We start from the raw sequence: 20172 nt of genomic DNA on the forward strand, positions 1-20172 counted from the left end.
GGGCTCGCCCAGGGGCGCGTTATTGTCGCATGGGACCCTGACAGCGGCCTGCGTACGGTGCTGTGCAGCGCACAAGCGGCACGCGTTCGCGGCGCTGTCACCTGCCTTGGCGTATCGTGGTGGCGCGTTCCATTTCGGCAAGGAGGCAGATCATGAGCCAACGTACGCTTCGCGCCCTGTACAGCGCTGCGCTGTTAGCGCTGGCGAGCATGTCGGGCATGCCCCAGGCGTATGCCCAGGCCGGCTCCTTTGCCGTGCAGTCTCCGGCATTTGCTGACAACGGCGTCATGGACCGCAAATACGCCGGCAAGAACCCCGCCAACCCCAACTGCACGGGCGACAATGTCTCGCCGCCGCTGGCCTGGTCCAACGTGCCGGCCGGCGCCACCAGCCTGGCGCTGATCGTGAGCGACCCACAAGGCGCGGGCGGCCTGGGCGTGAATCACTGGATGGCGTACGGCATTCCCGCCACGCAGACCGGGTTGCCCGAGGGCGCCGGCACCGGCGATGCGCTGCGCATGGGCCAGAACACCGTCGGCAAACCAGCGTACCTGGGGCCTTGTCCGCCCAAGGGCACGGGCATGCACCATTACGTCTTTCTGCTGATCGCCACCGATCTTGCGCCGGATGCGCTGCCCGCCGGGCTCACCCGCGCCGAGCTGGATGCCGCGCTCAAGGGGCACGCCAAAGGCGCCACTGCATGGATTGGCCGCTTCGGCAATTTCTGAAAGTCCACCAGCGACGCTCTTGAAAAGGTTGCTTCGCGCAACTATATTGGTTGCTCGATGCAACTAATTGAGGCTGCCATGGATTTCATCGAAGCCCCCACCCAACCGCGCGAGCAGACCATTCGTGAGCTGCGCGAAGTCTCGCGCAAACTCGTGCGCGAACTCGGCTTCATGCGCAACACGCTGGCCGAGAGCGATCTGCCGCCTTCCGCCGTGCACGCCATCCTTGAGATTGCCGGGGCGCCCGGCATTCAGGCGCGCGACCTGGCCGAGCGCTTGCGCCTGGACAAATCGAGCACCAGCCGCCAGGTCACGCGCTTGGAATCCGACGGGCTGGTGGAGCGCCGCGCCTCCAATGAAGATGGCCGATCTTCCGAGCTGTACCTGACCAAGGCTGGCCAGCAACTGCGCCGCAAGATCGACGCGTTTGCCTCGGATCAGGTGTCGAATGCGCTGCGCCATCTCACGCCAATGGATCAGCAGCGGCTGGTGGCATCGCTGTCGCAGTACGCCAGTGCGCTGGCCGATGACAACGACCACAAAACACCGCCCGCCGCCGCCAAAGCCGGCATCCGGATCGTTGAAGGCTACGTGCCCGGCTGCATTGGCGACATTGCCAGCTTGCACGGCCGCTTCTACGCGCAGCACTGGGGGTTTGGCGTGTTCTTCGAGCGCCGCGTCGCCACGGAGCTGGCCGCCTTTGCAGAATCGCTGCCCGACAGCAACAAGGCGCTCTGGTTGTGCGTGGAGAACGGCCGGTGCCTGGCATCTCTGGCCATTGACGGCCACGCCGACAACCGCCTCGCGCATCTGCGTTGGTTCATCGTCGACGACGCATTGCGCGGCACGGGCATCGGCCGCGAGCTGATGTCGCGCGCCATGCGCTTTGTCGACGCGCGCTTTGATGAAACGTACCTCGATACCTTCAAGGGGCTGGATGCGGCTCGTCACCTCTACGAGTCGTTCGGCTTCACGCTCACGCGGGAGCAAGAGGGCACACAATGGGGCAGTGCCGTGGTCGAGCAGCAATTCCGCCGCCGCGCCAAGGCGCGAGGAGACAGCAAGTGACACCTTCCATCAATCTGGACGCCTACTTCAACCGTATCCAGTGGGGCGGCGACACCCGCCCAACCTACGACACGCTGGCGCAGTTGGTGCACGCCCACATGCGGCACATCCCATTCGAGAATCTCGACGTCTTGCTCGGGCGCGGCATTCGGATTGATCTGGATAGCGTGCAGCGCAAACTCGTTCACGCGCGGCGAGGTGGCTACTGCTTTGAGCACGCGACGTTGTTTGCGGCGGTGCTGGAGCAACTCGGTTTCCAGCCGACCCGCCACTCGTCGCGCGTGGTGCTGCTGGTTCCGCGTACCGAAGCGCCGCGCAGCCACATGTTCCTGACAGTGCCGTTGCCCGAAGGCACCTTCGTGGTCGACCCCGGCTTTGGGGCATTGGCGCCACGTGTTCCGGTGCCGCTCGTCGACGGCAAGCAGGCAAACATTGATGGCGAGTTGCATTGGATGGCGCGCGATGCAGACCGCTGGGTGCTGCGCGCACAGGTGCGCAGCGACACGCCAGTCGATGCGTGGGTCACCACACTGGAACAGGACCACCCGATCGATTTCGAGATGGCGAATCACTACACGTCGACGTATCCGGCGTCGCCGTTCATGAACCGCATCCTGATGCGCTCGCTGACCGACGAGGGCCGTGTGACGGTGATGAACCGCGACGCCACGATCTGGCGTGGGGACACGCCGCACAAATTCGAGCTGGAAGATCGCCGTGCGTTGCGGGGGCTGCTGATCGAATACTTCGGCATCGACCTGCCGGAAGTCGAGCACATGCGCGTGCCCGGCATTCCGGAATGGGCCTGATTGACGTGGAGTAGGGCGGTTGCCGCCCGTCAGCCGTTGCGGAACAGGAAGCTGTAACCGTTGAGCGCCGGTACCCCGCCCAGGTGCGCATACAAGACACGAGAGCCCGCCGGAATCTCGCCCCGGCGGATCAAGTCGATCATGCCCTGCATCGATTTGCCCTCGTACACCGGGTCTGTCAGCATGCCCTCGGCGCGGGCGCATAGGCGGATGGCGTCCAGTGTTTCTTGCGACGGCAAACCGTATTCTGGGTACGCATAGCGCGTTTCGAGCACCACGTCGGCATCGGTAATGTCGCGGCCCAGGTCTACCTTGTCCGCTGTCTGCCGCGCAATGCGCAAGATCTGCTCGCGCGTCTGCTCCGGCTTGGCGGATGCGTCGATCCCGATCACGCGGTTCGCTCGCCCGTCCGCCGCAAAACCCACCACCATGCCCGCCTGCGTGCTGCCCGTGACCGAGCACACGACGATGGTGTCGAAGGTAACGCCCAGCGCCTTCTCCTGCTCGCGCACTTCCTCCGCAAAGCCAACAAAGCCCAGGCCGCCCAGCGGGTGGTCTGACGCACCCGCCGGAATCGCATACGGCTTGCCGCCCGCGCGGCGCACGTCTTCCAGCGCCTGTTCCCAACTCTGCTTGAACTCGATGCCAAAGCCGGCATCCACCAGCCGCACGTCCGCACCCATGATGCGTGAGAGCTGGATGTTGCCCACGCGGTCATACACGCTGTCGAACCAGTTCACCCAGTTCTCCTGCACCGTCACGCAGCGCATGCCCAGATACGCCGCCACCGCCGCCACCTGCCGCGTGTGGTTCGACTGAATGCCGCCAATGGTGACCAGCGTGTCGCAGCCCTGCGCCAGCGCCTCCGGAATCAGGTACTCCAGCTTGCGCGTCTTGTTGCCACCAAAGGCCAAGCCGCTGTTGCAGTCCTCCCGCTTGGCGTAGATCTCCACCTTGCCGCCCAGTTGCGCAGACAGGCGCGGCAACGCCTGGATGGGCGTCGGCCCGAAGGTCAGTTGGTGACGGGGAAAGCGTTGCAAGTTCATGCGCATCACTCCGGTTGGGTTGATGCGTCAATGCTAGAAAAGAACACACGAAACAGGGTTGTGAAGATCGGTGCATTGACGCATCATGGCACGCAGAATTAGGTACGGTGGTATCTGAAATTGTGTAAAGGCGATGTTTATGGCAACAAAATTGCGTGCAAGGACCAAAGCTTCGCCCAAGTCGGCCAAGTCATCGGCCCCGTCGCCCGAGCTGGATCGCACGGACAAAGCCATCCTGCGTGCCCTGCAAAAAGATGCGTCCATCAGCAACGTGGCGCTGGCCAAACGCGTGAACCTGAGCCCGGCCGCATGCCTGCGCCGGGTGGAGCGGCTCAAGGCTGCCGGGGTAATCCGAGGGGTGGTCGCGCTGCTCGATCCGCAAGCGCTGGGGGCGAGCACGGTGGTGCTGATCGGCGTGGTGCTGGACCGCTCCACGCCGGAATCCTTCGCCGCCTTTGAGAAGGCCGCGAAGACCATCTCCGGCTGCATGGAGTGCCACCTGGTGACGGGGGAGTTTGATTACTTCCTGCTCATCCGCACGCGGGATTCAGAAAGCTTTACGCGGCTGCATGCGGAGCAACTGCTGTATCTGCCGGGGGTGCGGCAGGTGCGGTCGTTTATGGGGTTGAAGGAGGTGGTGAGTCGGACGGAGGTGGTGGTTTGATTTGACGGCTTTCGACCCATCTCCGCCGTTCAGCTTGTCCGGACAGAACAACGGCAATAGCTCCAGCTGACTAGCCGTTCTTCGCCCGGTGAGCAAGGAAGGCAGGTCTGGACCGCTAAGCATTAAGGTCGTGCGCAGAAGAAGAAAGCCTCCTTGTCCGTAATGAGCAATCGAACTGCTGGCGATGCCAGCGAGAAAACGCGCTGAGTTCAGAGAAGCCCAGCAGCGTGGCAACTTCGGACATGCTCCGTGCCCCCTCGAGGAGGTAACTGGCCAGCAGTTCGCGCCGCATCGAATTCACCAGCGACTTGAACGTCGTCTCTTCAGCAGCCAAATGATTGGCCACGGTGCGGCGATCGACGCCCAGTTGGTGCGCGACAATTTCCACGCGGCAATGCCCGCGCGGTAACAGCAGAATCACTAGCCGTCTCACCCGCTCCGACATGCTGGTCAGTGGCACGTGGTCCGCCTCCAGCAGCCGCTCGGAGTAGCGGGCCATGACGGGGTCCGCCCCCGGATTTGGCGCTTCGAGATCCCTGGCGTTGCAGACGATGTCGTTGAATTCCTGCCCGAACAGAACCGGGCACCCGAACACGCGTCGATGCCACATCACATTGGCGGGAGCCGGGTGGCGGAACGTCACTGACCGGGGGTGCCATCCCTCGCCGAGAAAGATGCGTAGCAGGCGGAAGGTCGTCCCCATGGCCAGCTCAGTGGACTGGCGCGGAACACGGCCACCCTCGGAAAGGATTTCCTCGCGGATACAGATCAGGTCACCGGTTTGCACCAAGGACACGGTCATCGCCGCATGGTGCATATGGATGTATTTGACCAGTACCTCCAGTGCATGGCGCAGGGTTGGCTGGTCCCTCACCAGCAGGCCAAGCGGGCCGAGGTTGGACAGGCGCCGCGACAGCGCCATGCGCAAGCCGAAAGCGGGCTCATGACCGCGCTCAGCCGCCAACTCCACCAAGGTTGCCGTCAAGTTTGACGGCAATGCGAGGTCGGGGTCAGACAGACAGTTGGGCGGCAAGCCCACTTCCGCCACCAGAGCGCGGGCATCCAAACCGCACGCGTCGGCGACTTGCTCGAAGTTGGTCAGTGCGGCCGAGCGCACTATCGGCGCGGTCATGGTTATCCCCTAATTTCCCGAATAGTCAAATTTCTTTCTCCAAACGTCAAGTCAGGAGAAATGCTGATCCGCAGAATGCAGCTCACAAATGCCGCATCAGCGGCGATATAGCCACCAGTAGGAGACAACCATGAAAGTCATTCCGCTCACCTGCGCGCTGGGTGCCGAAATCCAGGGCGTCAATCTTGCCGAGGCCGGACGCAATGCGGATCTCGCTGGCCAGATCAAGGAATTGCTGCTGAAACACAAGGTGCTGTTCTCGCGCGATCAGGTCATGACCGATGCCGAACATGCAGCGCTCGCGCGCATCTTCGGCGAGCTTGAAGACCACCCACTGGCACCGAGCACCAGCAGTGAGCCCGGCATCATCCAGATCTGGAAGACACCGGAGAGCCCCCCCGAACGCTACGAGAACGCCTGGCACCACGATGCGACCTGGCGCGAAATGCCACCGATGGGTGCTGTACTGCGCTGCCTTGAGTGCCCGCCGGTGGGCGGCGACACGATGTGGGCCAACATGGAACTGGCCTACGAACGTCTGCCTGACTCCATCAAGGAAACGATCGAAGGCCTGCGTGCTCGCCACAGCATGGAGTCGACATTTATGGCGGCCAAGCCGGCCGAAGAGCGACTTGCGATGAAGGCCCGCTTCCCTGATCCGGAGCACCCGGTAGTGCGCACCCACCCCGAGACGGGCAAGAAAAGCCTGTTGACGGGCGGCTTCCTGACCCATTTCACCAACTACCACACCGCTCGCAACGTGCGCTTTGGTCAGGACTTCCATCCCGGCATGTCCAACCTGTTGGAGTACCTGGTTAGCCAGAGCTTCGTTCCCGAATACCAAGTGCGCTGGCGCTGGAGCCCCAACGCCATCGCCATCTGGGACAACCGCTGCACCCAGCATTACGCCGTGATGGACTACCCGCCGTGCGTTCGCCGCATGAACCGCGCCACCATCAAGGGCGATCGCCCCTTCTGACTGAGGCCCGACATGGATCGTGCATTGAATCTCGAACTCACGCACAGCTACGCCCAGGTCGGCGAGGTGCGCTTGCACTATGTCAGCGGCGGCCACGGCCCGGCGATGGTGTTCCTGCATGGCTGGCCGCAGACCTGGTACATGTGGCGCGACGTGCTGCCCGGCATGATGCAGCACTACCGCGTGGTGGCGGTTGACCTGCGTGGGCTGGGCGACTCGTCACGCCCGAACGGTGGCTACGACACCAAGACGGTCGCGCAGGACGTCTGGCGTCTGATGTACGACGTGTTGGGCGAGGAGCGCTTTTACGTCGTCGCCCACGACTGGGGTGGCCCTGTGGCCTTTGCGCTGGCGGCTCAATACCGCGAGGCGGTGCGAGCGCTGGCCATCTTCGATGCGCCAGTGCCCGGTGATGGCTCTGCGCTGAACGGCATTCCTCGTTGGCATTACGGTTTCCATGGCGAACCCGATTTGCCGGAAGCACTGGTGGCAGGACGGGAAGACGTCTACCTGCGGCATATGTTCCGCAAGGCGGGCGCGCGCCCGGACGCCATCTCGGAAGATGCGCAGCGCGAGTACGTGCGCGCCTATTCGCAACCGGGTGCGATGCGTGCGGGCTTCAACTATTACCGCGCCATGGCACAGGATGCCCGGGACAACCAAGCGGTGGTACGCGAGCGCGGCAAGCTTCCGATGCCCATTCTCGTCTATGGCGGGGGCGCACCCAATGTCGGTCGCGGATTCTTTGCGATGGATTCGTGGCAGCGAATGGCCAGTGACGTGCGCGGCGGCGTGGCGCCCGACTGCGGTCATTGGATTCCCGAGGAAAGACCGGCATGGGTAGTCGAGCGTCTGCTGGAATTCTTCAACACAGTCCAGCAAGAGGAAGCCCGAGCGGGTTCCACCACATCCCCGAACCTCATTTCTCCCAACCAGCAAGGAGCCGTCATGTTTTACGAAACCATTGATACCGCACTGATCGACGTTGAAGCGCTGCCCTGGATTCCCTTCACGCCCTACAGCGACAAGTTCTTCCTCAAGCTCATCAAGGTTGACCCAATCCGCGGCGAATGGATCACCTTGCTGAAGATTCCTCCGCATTCCGAACTGCCCCTGCACCATCACGCCGGCACCGTCATGGTGTCAACCCTGAAGGGCTGCTGGAGATACCTCGAACATGACTGGGTGGCGACCCCGGGCAGCTTTGTGTTCGAGACTGCAGGCTCGCGCCACACGCCCGTCTCGGTTGGCGAAGAAGAAGTTGTGACGCTGAACATCGTCCAGGGCGACTGGAACCTGCTGTCTCCGGACGGCGCGGTTCTCGCGATCGAAAACTGGCGCAGCATGATGGATCGCTATCTTGCGTTCTGCAAGAAGGAGGGCATCGAGCCGATCGACGTGTCGAGCTTCAGCGTCTAACTGCGTGGCAACCCGGCGATTTTGAGGCAGGCCCCAGGCAATGGGGCCGCACCCGACGAGTCGCTGGCTAGTTGGCACGCGGCGCCTGACAAGCAGTTCGCCAAGTTGCATGGCTCCTGAAGTCCCTTCCACATCGAACTTGTGTCCGGTGCTCGCGCGCAGCCACCCAAGCACTGTTGCACGTTGCCACATCTGCCTGCCTTCTAGGGGACGATCATGCTTTGGAAAAGCCATCCTCGCGCCGTCATGGCGTGCCTACTCGCACTCCACGTGCTTGCGCATATTGACCGCAACATGCTGCTGGGGTTCTCGCCCCAGATCACTCGCGACCTATCGCTGAGCAACGCCCAATATGGACTACTGGCCGGTGCAGTCTGGGTGCTGAGTTATGGCGTCATGGCTTTGGTCATGGGCTCTCTTGCAGACCGCTACAGCCGCACGCGGGTGATGGCCGCTGGCATCCTGATCTGGAGCGTCTGCACTGCGGCGTCTGGCTCGGCGCGCAGTTTCGAAGCCATGGTCGCAGCCCGCTTTCTCGTAGCCAGTGGGGAAGCCGCGCTAGTGCCGGCAGCCGTGTCGCTGATCGCCGAATTGTTTTCCGCGCGCCGCAGAGGTTCCGCCATGGGGGTGTTCTTCACGGGCATTCCCCTGGGCATTGGGTTCAGCTTCGTGCTCGCAGGCACGATCGGCGCGACGCACGGCTGGCGCGATACCTTCTTCAGCTTGGGGGTGGTGGGCGCCGTAGTGGCTCTGCTCATCTCGATGCTCAAAGATGAACGAGGCGGACGCACGATGGACGAGGCCGAGGAACGTGGCGCACCGTTGCCGCAACAACTCAGAGCGGTCTGGTCCGTGATGCGAGGCAACCCCATGCTTACCCAGACGGTGGCGGGCTTCGTCCTGATTCACTTCATTTTCGCTGGGCTGTCGTTCGTACAGTTGTGGCTGGTCCGTGAACGTGGCGTCGACCCCGCTGGCATCGCCCGCCAGTTGGGTATGTTGCAGATCGTTTTCGGAACGCTGGGGGCACTGGGCGGCGGCGTCTTGAGCGACCGGCTGGCGCGCTACGTTCCCGGAGGTCGGGCAGGCTTCATGGCGTTGCTGGTGTTGCTCTGCGTTCCGCTACAAGTAGCGTTCCGCTTCTCGACGGCCGGCTCGCCCTTGTTCTACGTCGGCATGTGCGCCGGACTCTTCCTGCCAATGGCCCTGTATGGCCCATCCCTCTCGCTGATTCAGGAGCTCACGCCGGCGAACATGCGTTCAACCATCACCGGTGCCGCGATGCTGCTAGTGAATATCGTCGCCATCGCCATCGGCAATGCGCTCGTCGGTGCCGTCAGCGACTCCCTGACTGCGGCCGGATACGCACAGCCCCTCACTCTGGCGCTCTTGGGCAGCGACCTACTGTCCTTCCTGGCCCTGTTCGCTTTCCTTTTTGCAGCAAGAGGAATACATCGCACGGCGCCGGTCTGCGCCACCGTCTACTAAACGGTCTAGAAGGACTGGCCCCACGTCGCGAGGACCGCATGCTGTGCCAACCGCGCAGCGGCGGAGACTCGCCCTAGTCCTCTCGGGTGAAGCGCTAAGGCCGGACCGACACGTCGCCCATCCGATCCAGCGCCCCGACGCTAGATATCTTTCTCTGGAGAAATGCCCATGCTGGGACAAATGATGCAGCATCGCCTGCTGGTGTCTTCGTTACTGCGCCATGCCGAGCGTCACCACGGTGGTCAACTTGTCGTTTCGCGCCGCGCTGAGGGCGACATCCACCGTTACACCTATCGCCAACTGGCTGCACGCTCACGACAGCTCGCCAATGCCCTTGCCGCCTTGGGCGTGAACTCCAGCGATCGCGTCGGCACGCTCGCCTGGAACGGGTACCGCCACTTGGAGCTGTACTACGCGGTCAGCGGCTCTGGCGCCGTGCTTCACACACTGAACCCGCGTCTGCACGCCGACCAGCTTGTCTGGATTGCACAGCATGCCCAAGACCAGGTGCTGTGTTTCGACCTCACTTTCCTGCCCCTGGTCGAATCCGTTGCCGACCGTCTGTCGAGCGTGAAGCACTTCGTGCTCATGACCGACCGCGCCCACATGCCACGCGAGTCCAGGATTCCCAATCTCCTCTGCTACGAAGAACTGGTCGCCGCACACGACGATCACTTCGATTGGCCCGATTTCGACGAGAACACCGCCTCAAGCCTGTGCTACACGAGCGGCACCACCGGCAACCCCAAGGGCGTGCTTTACAGCCACCGTTCGACAGTGCTCCATAGCTACGCCTCAGCCCTGCCCGATGCGCTTAATCTCTCCGCGCGCGACACGGTCTTACCCGTCGTGCCGATGTTTCATGTCAACGCCTGGGGACTGCCTTACTCGGCTTGCATGGTGGGGGCCAAACTCGTGCTGCCGGGGCCAGGTCTGGACGGCCAGAGCCTCTATGAACTGTTCGAATCCGAAGGCGTGACGCTATCCGCTGGCGTACCAACAGTCTGGCAAGGGCTGCTAGGCCATGTACAGAGCCAGGGCCTGCGTTTCAGTACGATGAGGCGCACCATCATTGGCGGCGCAGCCTGCCCGCCCGCCATGCTTGCAACCTTCGAAGTCACCCACGGTGTGCAAGTGATTCACGCCTGGGGCATGACCGAACTCAGCCCGATCGGAACCGTTGGCGTTCTCAAGAGAGAACAGCTCGCCTGGCCGGAAGAGCAGCGTCGCGCCGTGCAAGCCAAGCAAGGGCGTGCCATCTTTGGGGTCGACATGAAGATCGTCGATGCCCAGGGCCAGGAGCTGCCGTGGGACGGCAAGACTTCGGGCGATCTGCTGGTGCGGGGGCCGTGGGTCGTTTCGGCGTACTTCAACGCAGGTGGCGACAGTCCGCTGGTCGCGGATGCCGCCGGCGACGGCTGGTTCCCTACCGGCGACGTAGCGACCATCGACGCCGAGGGTTTCATGACCATTACCGACCGCTCCAAAGATGTGATCAAGTCCGGTGGTGAATGGATCGGCTCGATCGACCTGGAGAACATTGCCATGGCTCACCCCGCCGTCGCCATGGCGGCCTGCGTCGCCGCCCACCATCCGAAGTGGGACGAGCGACCGCTGCTCATCGTCGTCAAAAAGCCCGGCACCCAACTCACCTCCAGTGAGCTGCTGGGCTTCTACGAGGGCAAGATCGCCAAATGGTGGACCCCCGACGACGTCGTCTTCGTCGACAGCATCCCGCTGGGTGCCACGGGAAAAATGCTCAAGCATCAGTTGCGCGACCAGTTCCGGCACCACCTCCTGCCGGCGGGATGACATCGGCCTGAAGAGGGCGAATGCGCTGCACTGGCCGCGCATTCGCCACTGTCATGGAACCGCCGAATGGTTATCAGAACGGTCGGCATCATCGGTGCCAGCCCGCGCCACAGTGGGGCTCGAGATGTTTCCTTCCTTTTCGCACCTTGAGTGCCATTTCAAATGAAAGTTCTTGTCGTTCACGCTCATCCGGAGCCCCAGTCGTTCAGTTCGGCGCTGGGAACAGCTGCTGTGGAGACACTCCGCGCAGCAGGCCATGAAGTCTTCGTCTCGGATCTCTATGCGATGGGCTTCAACCCGGTTGCGTCGGCCGCTGACTTTGGCAAGAGAATCAAGCCGGATTACTGCGTCTATGCGCTTGAGCAGCGTAATGGTGTCGAGACGGAAACGATCAGCGCTGACATCCGGAACGAGTTGGACAAGCTCCTGCAATGCGACCTGCTCATACTGAATTTCCCGCTGTTCTGGTTCTCAACGCCCGCCATTCTGAAAGGCTGGATTGATCGCGTGCTTGTGTCCGGCACCGTCTACGGTGGAAAGCGCTTCTACGACCGTGGCGGGCTGCGTGGCAAACGTGCCCTGGTAAGCGTGACGCTGGGCGGGCAGGAGCACATGTTTGCAAGCGATGGCGTACACGGCCCGCTGGAGGGAATGCTGAAGCACCTGCTGCAAGGTACGCTGGCATATACGGGGCTCGACGTGCTCCCGCCCTTCATTGCCTGGCACGTGCCTTATGTCACAGACGACGACCGGGCAGCAATGTTGACGGCCTGGCGGGAACGCCTTCTGGCGCTCGACGGGCAGACCCCACTTTCGTTTCCCAGCCTCAACGATTTCGATGAAAAGCTTTATCCGCTCGGAAACCGGGCATAGGGCAAGACACCCGATAAACCCAGTCAGCTATTCCACCAGCGCTGTTTGTGCCCACGCCGCACGACCGAAAGCAGATGCAAGCGACTCAACTGTTCGCGCGGCTGGCGACGATGATGCTGGCGAAGCTACGCAGGCCGACAACTTCATCGAGGTGCAGGCCGCCGCGCGCGAGCAGGGCATGCCACTCCGGGAGGGTGCGCTCGCGCCCGCGCGTACCCATGAACATCTGCATGTCGATTCCCGTTATTGCCGTGTCAGCGCCGGTATCTGGCGCGACCATTTCCATCAGCGCGATACGTGCGCCGCTGTTGCCGCAGGCGGCAGCGACGTTGCGCAGGGCAGTGGCGGCGGTGTCGTCGTCAAATCCATGAAGCACGGCGGAGAGCAGATAGAGGTCGCGGCTGTCGCGCGCGGGCGGAACGCCCCGGAGCACGTCGCCAGGCTCGAAGCTAAGCCGTTCAGCACCGCCGTGCTTCTGCCAATGGCGCTTTGCCTCTTCGATGACCTGCGGGCGGTCGACCACGAGCGCGGCTAGATGCGGATGACGCTTGAGGATGGCGAGCGACTTGCTGCCGCGCGAGCCGCCGACATCGATGATGCGGTCGACGCGGCTCCAGTCGAAGTCGGTGGTGAAGCTGTCGCCGGCCAGGGCTTCGACGCTATCCATCGCTTCGGAGAACAGCTTGTCGAAATCAGGATGGTGGTCGAGGTAGTCGAACAAATCCTCGCCGTGTGAGAGGCGGAACGGGGGCACGTCTTCGCGCACGCCGCGCTCAAGTTGCTCGAACCAGGGGCGGCTCATCGGTTCCGAGTTGTGCATCAATACCATCGCGCGCACGCCCTGCGGGTGGTCTGTGCGCAGGTGCGCTGAAACCTTGTTGTTGCGGAAGGCGTTGCGCGTGGGCTCCTCAAAGACACCGATGGCAACCAGCATCCGCAATAGCCGCGCGAGCGCTTCCGGTTGCGCACCCACGCGCGCTGCGATCGCGTCCGCGCCGAGTTTCTCGTCGCCCAACTGTGTGGCGATGTCGAGCCGCGCCGCCACATAAAGCGCACGTGATTGCCAGAACGCTGAACCGATCTGCACCAGCCGAAACGGCGGCGGCATCATGCGGCTGGGGAGCGCCTGCAGCCAGGCGCCGAAGCGCATCGCGGCGGCGAAGCGCCGCACGCCACCAGCATTGCGTTGTAGGGACACGAACCTATCCTCTATCTGCAGTAATTGCGGCTGGGCCCACCGAGAACAGTCCGCTGTTGAAAGCGGCGAGCTTTTCCAGAAAGGCGGCGTCCATCGGCCGCCCCATCTGCTCCTCGAAAATGCCTTTCAGCAGCATGGGTGTCATGGCGAGGCTAACGAAGGCCATGCGCACGACGTCCGGATCGACGGCCGCGGCGACCAGCCCCTGGGCCTTCAACTCAGAGACTTTGCGCGCGCCGCGAGTGCGTCCGCGTTCGAGCAATTGCTGGATGAAGCGGCGGCCCGGCCCTTGGTTGAGCGCCAGCACTTTGAGGATCAGCTTGGGGAATTCCGGCCGCGCCGACATGGTGTCGTAGTAAAGCTTCAGGAAGCTGGCAAAGCCATCGGCCGACGCGAGCATCGGCCCGTCGAGTACGGCCAGCAACGGCGCGAGCGTCTCGCGGATCATCTCCTCGTAAAGCCCTTCCTTGTTGCCGAAGTAGTAGCGGATCATCGAGACGTTCGCGCCAGCCTGATCGGCTATCAGGCGCGTCGTGACACGGTGGTAATCGTCGGCGAGGAAGCAGTCGAGGGCCGCCTTGAGCAGCCGTTCCCGCACCGAGTTGGAGGGGGCCATATCGTCCATGCGGAGTAGATTAGCACCGGCGCATGAATGCGCCGCCGGCTTCCGTCAATCAAGATCCGGCACTTGATTGACGAACACTGAGCCACCGGATGGTTGTCAAAATGTTTTGACACCCCCCTCTTGGAATGCGTTGCCAGCGACCGCTCCTGGTTGCGGATTCAACCGGTCGATGGCTTGCCAGCAAAAACCGCCAATTGAGCGTCGAAAGCCCGCTTGTAAGCGGGCCGCGCTTCACCACGGGCCACATAGGCAGCGAGGTTCGGAAACGCATCCAGAATGCCCGATGCTCTTAGTCTGAGCAGCACCGACACCATCAACAGGTCGCCCGCGCTGAACGCGCCATCAAGCCAGTCCGCATCGCCCAGCCGGGCAGAAAGTTGGCGTAGCCGATGGCGGATGCGATCCATGACCAGTGGCAAGCGCTCCTGAGTCCAGGGCTTATCGCTCTCCAGAAACTTGGCGGTGACGAGTTCCAGGATCGGCGGCTCCACGGTGTTGAGCGCCGCAAACATCCATGTAATCGCCCGCGCCCGGGCATTGCCATCGTCCGGCAATAGACCCGCATGGCGCTCGGCAATATGGAAGACGATCGAGCCTGTCTCGAATAGAACGAGATCGCCCTCTTCATAGGTGGGAATCTGGCCGAACGGATGCAGGCGCAGATGCGCGGGCTCCTTCATCGCATGGAACGAAACAAGGCGAACGTCGTAGGGTTGGCCCGCTTCTTCAAGCGCCCAGCGAACGCGCGTATCGCGCGCCAGTCCCTTGCCGCCATCGGGCGACCGTTCGAATGCAGTAATGATTGGGGTCATTGGAGCGCTCCGGGTGATTGCGTGGCTTCATTGATAGAAGCTAAGGCACTGACGACTAATGTCAACATGGGCCACTCTCCACGAGTGCCGCAACGAGGCGCTTCGCAGACGTGACATCGGCGGTCTCTAGGAGGCGCGCCGACTGATAGTAGAAGACCCAGCCGACATCGAACGCTTCGATTCGGAAGTCACGTTGATGACGGGCGAATTGCGGCGAATGTTGACCGATCTGATCGATCTCCTGGGCGGCGATCAGCACGATTCGATGCGTCAGGTAGCGGTAGCTTGAACGACAACTGATCGAGGCCGTCAGTGAGGGAGCGGCGCATAATCCGGAGCAGAGCCTACTCGTCATGGGCCGGATCGCCGCGTGGTGCGGGTAGCATCATCAGCCCCTTGGCTGCCGCCGCTTCAATCGAATTGAGAAGGAATAGATGAACAGCAAAGCCGTCACCGCTGCCGTCGTTGTGTTGGTTGCCGCCGGGGTGCTCGCGAGCTACGCGAGTCCGTACTGGACCCTGCACCAGATGCGGGCAGCCATCGACGCGAAAGACGTGGGTGCGTTCTCCTCCTACGTCAACTTTCCAGCAGTGCAAGACAGCATCAAGTCGCAGCTCACGGCGTCGATGCGTAAGAAGCTCGGGGGCGCGGGGGAAGCCGACGACAACCTGTTCGCCAACCTTGGCATGGCCATCGGCGCGGGCGTCATCAATCGGATGGTGGACGCACTGGTATCGCCTGAAAGTGTGATGGGGATGATGGCGCGTGGCAAAACCTCGGCCTCCGGTGCACTGCTCGGGCAGTTGCCTCCCCAATCAAGCGATGCCGATTCAGGCACGCCGCAATCCGCCGCTTCGCGCGACAACGATGCAGGTGGCAGCCAGAGGCCGGACTACTCAATGCGGTACGAGAATTGGTCCACCGTCACTGCAACTGCCAAACAGGGCGACAAGGAGCAAGGCAAGTTCATTTTCCGACGTGATGGCCTGCTGTCATGGAAGCTGGTCGGGCTAGACATGCACATGGACAACTAGCCGCGGTTTGAAGGCGCTGGCTTCGGTAGTGGCGAAAGCGTTGGAACGACAGGAGCGGGCGCCGTGTCCATGAGCTCGGCCGGGTACTTCAGGCGACCGGCTTTCGCCAGACGCTGGCGAGCCAAGGCTGTTGCTCGCGTGGCAAGCCGGCGGGCCGGTAATAGTGCTCGAGTTCGATGAATCCCGCATCCGCCATGTACCGTCGCCATGCTTCGAGATCGTGGAAAGCGCCGTAGCGGCCGTGGCTCCAGCCTTCCTGATTCGCTCCGCGCGGATTGGAGCTGAAGAGCACGCCGCCGGGCTTCAGCGTTGAGTGCAATTGCCGCAGCACGGGCGCCAAATCCTGACTCGGGACATGGAACAGGGAGGCGTTGGCGAAAACGCCGTCAAAGCGTTCGGCCGGCAAATCGAGGTGTAGAAAATCCTGCTGCCACACCTCGCAGCCGGTCTCATCGCGCGCCATCGCGACGAAGCGTTCGGCACCATCGAGGCCGACCACGCGATGGCCCAGCGTAGTGAAGGCCTTGAGATCTCGTCCCGGCCCGCAACCAAAATCGAGGATCGCAAAAGGCGGCTCGACGGCGATATGACGCAGTAGCGCGTTGATGTTCTGTGTGACGTCATGGTCGCTTGTACCTTTGCGGAAATCATCCGCGTGCGCGTTGTAGTGCTGCAGCGTAACGGCACTGATTTGTTCGAGCTCGCCAAGGGTGAGTTTCATGGGCCTGAGTAAAGGTGAAGTGGATCGAAGCCCGGGAAGAAAAGAAGCAGCTTCTGGCGTCTTTTAGGGAGCAGCAATCGTGGCTTCGGAGCCCGACAATGGTTAGGCCCCCGTCTGCCCCTGGCGCCGCAGGACGAAATGCGTAGCCTTCTCCGACGCTACGGATTCAACGCACGCATATCCCAGCGCACGCAAGTCAAGCCCTTCGAACAGCGGTTCTCCCTGGCCGAGCAGGACCGGCGAGACAGCAATGTGCAGTTCATCAATGAGGCCTTCACGAAGATACTGCCGGATTGTGTTCAGCCCGCCGCCAATCCGCACATCCATTCCGGCAGCGGCCTCGCGTGCGCGGTCGAGCGCCTCGCCGATGCCTCCTGTGACGAAGTGGAACGTCGTGCCGCCTTCCATCTCGATGGACGGGCGAGCATGATGAGTCAGGACGAAAACCGGAACGTGATACGGCGGGTTGTCTCCCCACCACCCTTTCCAGTTTGTGTCCGGCCATTCCCCGCGAATGGGTCCGAACATGTTCCGCCCAAGAATCCAAGCCCCGACATTCTGAAAGCCACGGGCGGCGAAATCATCGTCAACCCCGGTCGTACCGCCGTCCTTGCCGAACAAGGCCCGCTGGAACGTGCGTGTTGGGACCAGCCACTGGTGCAGTTCCGTCCCGCCAACGCCGAGCGGATTGCTCATGTCTTGATTTGGACCTGCTCCGTATCCGTCGAGTGAGATAGTGAAGCCATTGACGCGAACGCGTGCCATCGTTTGTCTCCGCTTAGACGCCTAATGTTCGACATGAGTGGCGGTCGGAAGCCGACGATGTCGGCTGTAGGACATCCGCTCGACGGAGGGATTAGGCACCTGCTGTACTACTTGTTCGAATTTCCGAGTACTTAGCATTCCACCGCACCACTAGCTTAGCGCGCTGCGCGTGAGTGACCCAAGTGAGGTTTTCTCTTGCATGTGGATCGCCGTTGAAGCGGCTTGACGTACCGCTTGATCCTTCCCGCGAAGCTATCGTCGGGTTGCGGGGCGGAGGTGGTGGGGTGAGTTGATCGTCTTCGGCAAGGAGCCGCCTTCCGGACTTGGGCTTACGCGAGAACAATCGGTCGAGCTATCTAGTCACGTTGCAGCTAATTTTGGTTGCCCTCACCATCATTATTGTGTGGTTCATTTCTCTCTACCAATGTGGTGAGACGGAAGATCGCCATAGCGGTTGCTAGAGCAGTGAGGATTGCATACATGAAGAGGGCGAATCCTACAAAATTGCCGATCGGTGCCACCCAGTCATGCAAGAAGTCGATATTTCCAGTAGCGCGAAAAATAAGCACACCAAGTCCTCGACTCTTGCTCAGGCCGAAGTCCAGTCCTTTCGCAATGAGGGCCGCCAGAAGCGCAGTTAGTTGAACAACAATGAAATGTGCGAGAGACGCGCTTATTTTCACGTATGGACTTGTATCGCCATTTTTCCGCAGCATGATCACTGCCCGGAAACGCTCATCGCCGAACCCTAGCACAATCGCATATGCGCCGATGGCAAAGCCGATCATAGTTGGCAAAGCGGCGATGGGATCAACCCACCATGCGCTGCTTCTCCAGAGGTGACAGAGCAGCGCTGCTAGAACGATAGAAGCGTGGAGATATGGAGAGGTTAAAACCGCCTTCTTTCCTCCATATGCATTCCAGTATCGACTGAATATCCCTCTCACACCCCAGTACGATCTTCTGAGATCGTGCAGCATCGCTTATCCTTAATTTGGACGATGAACGCGACGGATGCGCGCAAGGTAGCTGTTTGCCGCATTCAAAAGAGCGGTTCGAACCGTTTCGACGTCTGGATCGTAATTTGACGGTGCGAGCATTGGGTGTTTCTTTGTTGAAAACGTCGCGACCTTCCCACCCTCTGTTGCTCCCCGAGCTTCAACATATCCGTTGGCTTGAGCTACTTCCGACAACTGCCGAGTGCCTTCATTCGGTTGCAACGATTCGCCCTTTTCCGCCACCAAAACCGTCACCATCGTGGCAGCATTCTGTTCCGCCAACCGCTCTTTGATCTCCTGTTCGAGGTCCTCCCAATCGTCAGGATTGGGTGGCGTAATCACGATATGCAGTTTGCGAAGGTCTGGTAGAGCGAAAATTCGATCCAACGTGTCGGCTGCAGGTATGACGGTCACGTTAATCTGACCATACTGCTCCGCAAGGCGAGGTTGATTCAGAAGCTCGCGAAAATATCGTCCAGCATCCACAGGGCCGAGATGTTCGCCTGTTTCGCGACTAATGAAGAACAATCGATGTGAAGGTGCATGGAATAGAAATGGGAAGGCTTCTAACCCAGGTTTCAAATGCTCAGGCACGTTAAGTTCTGCCAAGTCCTCCTCTTCCGCTGGAGCTTGCTGAACCATGTTGAGCCATTTCCCCGATACTTTCAGGTCGTAGAATTTGAAGATTTCTCCGTAATAGAAATCGTTTTCCCCTCGTACATCGAATGAGCCAAGAATTCCAGCGAACTGGCCCCGAATTTTAATGACGCGCTTACTTCTATATGCCTTCTTCATCAATTCGACGTATCTGTCGGCGTTGTGCGGCTCAGGCATAACTACATTCAGCGCGCCGATGATTACTGTTCTCATTTTTATACCTCCCCTCTATCTTTTATTCCGATGGTCCTCGGTGTAATTCCGAGCTGAGAGATGGTAGCCCGAAACTGAGGTGGTGGCGACTGGTTCGTAATGGATTTGTAAATATGGTTTCCCCGCCCGCCCGGGGAAAGCACTACATCTTTTTATCTACCCCCGCCCCCGCGAGAGCTCCTTCAACAACTCCCACCGATACAAATCCACCAACACCCCTTCAAGCGTGGTCAGCACATAAACGCCGATGCCGTCCAAAAACCCCGCTTGATACTCCGGCGATCTGTCGCAGATGTGTATCTGAAACTCCCACCGCAACAGCTTCGGCTCGAAGTGCCGATGCAGCTTCAACCCCGTTTGCGTCCGCTGCAAGAACTCGCGCGCAGCCAGCGCACCTTGCAGATATTGACGGTTGATTTCGAGCGTCATCGCACACCTCTGCAAACGGCGTGGCGATTGATGCGAGGCGGGGAGGGGAAAGTCGCGGAGCAGCGTCCGCAAGAGGTGGATACAGCTTGAGTCGGTAATGCCATCGTCTTGTCCTCCAACTGGTTGAGTAGGGGAGCCACCCACCACGAGGGGTGGGCGGGCACACGACAAGGTCTGCAATACCGATCAAGACAAACCAAAAAAATCGGCAGGGCCGAAGCCCTCCCTGCCGGGCCCGCCCATATAGGCGAACGACGGCACGCAAGGGCCTAACGGCACTCGCGGATTTGTCTTGAATTCGGGATTGCAGTCCCGGCTGCGCCTTTTTCGCGCAAGCGGGCCGAGTTTAACGGCCGCTCAGCAGCCTGGGCAAGTCAGGGTTTGTTTCATGACTGGCGCCGAGCACAGTGCTCGAGGCGCCAAGCTCAGAGGTCCAATCGCCGAGAAAAAAGCTCGGAACGTCGAGCTCAGAGCTCCAACCGCCTAGAAAAAAGGTCGGAACGTCGAGTTCGGAACTCCAATCGCCGAGAAAAAAGCTCGGAATGCCGAGAAAAAAGCTCGGAACGCCGAGCTCGGAGCTCCAAACGTCGAGAAAAAAGGTCGGAGCGCCGAGCTCGGAGCTCCAATCGCCGAGAAAAAAGGTCGGCGCACAACGCTCGAAGCGCCGCCCGTCAGGCTGTGCGGGAGTGTCAGGATTTCCGT

At 61.2% G+C, this 20172-nt stretch carries 21 protein-coding genes and 1 pseudogene; 11 read left to right on the forward strand and 11 right to left on the reverse strand.

Annotation, left to right across the window (positions count from 1 at the left end; genetic code table 11):
* Positions 1–152: 152 nt before the first annotated feature.
* The 3 genes from B4F51_RS23225 to B4F51_RS23235 all read left to right on the forward strand — a co-directional run bounded on the left by B4F51_RS23225 (position 153) and on the right by B4F51_RS23235 (position 2605).
* Complete coding sequence (locus B4F51_RS23225) at positions 153–728, forward strand: YbhB/YbcL family Raf kinase inhibitor-like protein (RefSeq protein WP_296229117.1); 576 nt, start codon at positions 153–155, stop codon at positions 726–728.
* A gap of 78 nt (positions 729–806) precedes the next feature.
* Positions 807–1796, forward strand: a complete 990-nt coding sequence (locus B4F51_RS23230; protein ID WP_296229118.1) for a helix-turn-helix domain-containing GNAT family N-acetyltransferase — start codon at positions 807–809, stop codon at positions 1794–1796.
* On the forward strand, positions 1793–2605 hold the full coding sequence (locus B4F51_RS23235) for an arylamine N-acetyltransferase family protein (RefSeq protein WP_296229119.1): 813 nt from the start codon (positions 1793–1795) through the stop codon (positions 2603–2605). The genes B4F51_RS23230 and B4F51_RS23235 overlap by 4 nt, the downstream gene beginning before the upstream one ends.
* A 29-nt stretch (positions 2606–2634) precedes the next feature.
* On the opposite strand, the gene B4F51_RS23240 is transcribed toward B4F51_RS23235, so the two are convergent.
* Positions 2635–3651, reverse strand: a complete 1017-nt coding sequence (locus tag B4F51_RS23240; protein WP_296229121.1) for a 1-aminocyclopropane-1-carboxylate deaminase — start codon at positions 3649–3651, stop codon at positions 2635–2637.
* Between the two features lie 139 nt (positions 3652–3790).
* On the opposite strand from B4F51_RS23240, the gene B4F51_RS23245 reads away from it, so the two are divergent.
* A complete protein-coding gene (locus B4F51_RS23245; RefSeq protein ID WP_296229122.1) occupies positions 3791–4315 on the forward strand; it encodes an Lrp/AsnC family transcriptional regulator in 525 nt (174 codons plus the stop codon).
* A gap of 115 nt (positions 4316–4430) precedes the next feature.
* Here B4F51_RS23245 and B4F51_RS23250 read toward each other — a convergent pair whose 3' ends face one another.
* Complete coding sequence (locus tag B4F51_RS23250) at positions 4431–5447, reverse strand: AraC family transcriptional regulator (RefSeq protein WP_296229123.1); 1017 nt, start codon at positions 5445–5447, stop codon at positions 4431–4433.
* 130 nt (positions 5448–5577) lie between these two features.
* Between B4F51_RS23250 and B4F51_RS23255 the strand changes: the two genes are divergently transcribed.
* From B4F51_RS23255 to B4F51_RS23280, 5 genes are all read left to right on the forward strand, one after another.
* Positions 5578–6426: a TauD/TfdA dioxygenase family protein gene (locus B4F51_RS23255; RefSeq protein ID WP_296229124.1), complete on the forward strand. Its 849-nt coding sequence runs from the start codon at positions 5578–5580 to the stop codon at positions 6424–6426.
* Positions 6427–6438: 12 nt separating this feature from the next.
* A complete protein-coding gene (locus B4F51_RS24590; protein ID WP_349676323.1) occupies positions 6439–7845 on the forward strand; it encodes an alpha/beta fold hydrolase in 1407 nt (468 codons plus the stop codon).
* A gap of 216 nt (positions 7846–8061) precedes the next feature.
* The gene (locus B4F51_RS23270; RefSeq protein ID WP_296229125.1) at positions 8062–9333 is read left to right on the forward strand and encodes an MFS transporter; all 1272 of its coding nucleotides are present in this window, start codon (positions 8062–8064) and stop codon (positions 9331–9333) included.
* A gap of 168 nt (positions 9334–9501) precedes the next feature.
* Positions 9502–11145 carry a 3-(methylthio)propionyl-CoA ligase gene (locus tag B4F51_RS23275; protein WP_296229126.1) on the forward strand — a complete coding sequence of 548 codons (1644 nt, stop codon included), beginning with the start codon at positions 9502–9504 and terminating at the stop codon, positions 11143–11145.
* A 162-nt stretch (positions 11146–11307) separates the two neighbouring features.
* Positions 11308–12018: an NAD(P)H-dependent oxidoreductase gene (locus tag B4F51_RS23280; RefSeq protein WP_296229128.1), complete on the forward strand. Its 711-nt coding sequence runs from the start codon at positions 11308–11310 to the stop codon at positions 12016–12018.
* A gap of 85 nt (positions 12019–12103) precedes the next feature.
* Here the strand turns inward: B4F51_RS23280 and B4F51_RS23285 are convergent, their stop codons facing one another.
* From B4F51_RS23285 to B4F51_RS23295, 3 genes are all read right to left on the reverse strand, one after another.
* On the reverse strand, positions 12104–13189 hold the full coding sequence (locus tag B4F51_RS23285; protein WP_296229130.1) for a methyltransferase: 1086 nt from the start codon (positions 13187–13189) through the stop codon (positions 12104–12106).
* A gap of 31 nt (positions 13190–13220) precedes the next feature.
* Positions 13221–13841 (reverse strand): TetR/AcrR family transcriptional regulator, encoded by a 621-nt coding sequence (locus B4F51_RS23290; RefSeq protein ID WP_296229131.1) that lies wholly within the window; start codon positions 13839–13841, stop codon positions 13221–13223.
* A 158-nt stretch (positions 13842–13999) separates the two neighbouring features.
* Positions 14000–14653, reverse strand: a complete 654-nt coding sequence (locus B4F51_RS23295) for a glutathione S-transferase family protein (protein ID WP_296229132.1) — start codon at positions 14651–14653, stop codon at positions 14000–14002.
* 163 nt (positions 14654–14816) lie between these two features.
* Here B4F51_RS23295 and B4F51_RS23300 point away from each other — a divergent pair.
* Both B4F51_RS23300 and B4F51_RS23305 read left to right on the forward strand, forming a co-directional pair.
* Positions 14817–14942, forward strand: a pseudogene (locus B4F51_RS23300) (recombination-associated protein RdgC); the annotation flags it as partial.
* 145 nt (positions 14943–15087) lie between these two features.
* A complete protein-coding gene (locus B4F51_RS23305) occupies positions 15088–15687 on the forward strand; it encodes a DUF2939 domain-containing protein (protein ID WP_296229133.1) in 600 nt (199 codons plus the stop codon).
* Positions 15688–15775: 88 nt separating this feature from the next.
* Here B4F51_RS23305 and B4F51_RS23310 read toward each other — a convergent pair whose 3' ends face one another.
* The 6 genes from B4F51_RS23310 to B4F51_RS23335 form a co-directional block, all read right to left on the reverse strand.
* Positions 15776–16408, reverse strand: coding sequence for a class I SAM-dependent methyltransferase (locus tag B4F51_RS23310; RefSeq protein ID WP_296229134.1), 633 nt, complete (start codon positions 16406–16408; stop codon positions 15776–15778).
* A gap of 102 nt (positions 16409–16510) precedes the next feature.
* Positions 16511–17173 (reverse strand): dihydrofolate reductase family protein, encoded by a 663-nt coding sequence (locus B4F51_RS23315; RefSeq protein ID WP_296229136.1) that lies wholly within the window; start codon positions 17171–17173, stop codon positions 16511–16513.
* 371 nt (positions 17174–17544) lie between these two features.
* On the reverse strand, positions 17545–18153 hold the full coding sequence (locus tag B4F51_RS23320; protein WP_296229137.1) for a hypothetical protein: 609 nt from the start codon (positions 18151–18153) through the stop codon (positions 17545–17547).
* A 9-nt stretch (positions 18154–18162) separates the two neighbouring features.
* The gene (locus tag B4F51_RS23325) at positions 18163–19041 is read right to left on the reverse strand and encodes a DUF4747 family protein (RefSeq protein WP_296229138.1); all 879 of its coding nucleotides are present in this window, start codon (positions 19039–19041) and stop codon (positions 18163–18165) included.
* Positions 19042–19197: 156 nt separating this feature from the next.
* Positions 19198–19470, reverse strand: coding sequence for a hypothetical protein (locus tag B4F51_RS23330; RefSeq protein WP_296229139.1), 273 nt, complete (start codon positions 19468–19470; stop codon positions 19198–19200).
* A 346-nt stretch (positions 19471–19816) separates the two neighbouring features.
* Positions 19817–20172, reverse strand: a 356-nt coding sequence (locus B4F51_RS23335) for a hypothetical protein (protein ID WP_296229140.1), incomplete at its 5' end; no start/stop codon positions are given.

Source organism: Ralstonia sp. UBA689, assembly GCF_002298975.1.
Classification (GTDB): Bacteria; Pseudomonadota; Gammaproteobacteria; order Burkholderiales; family Burkholderiaceae; genus Ralstonia.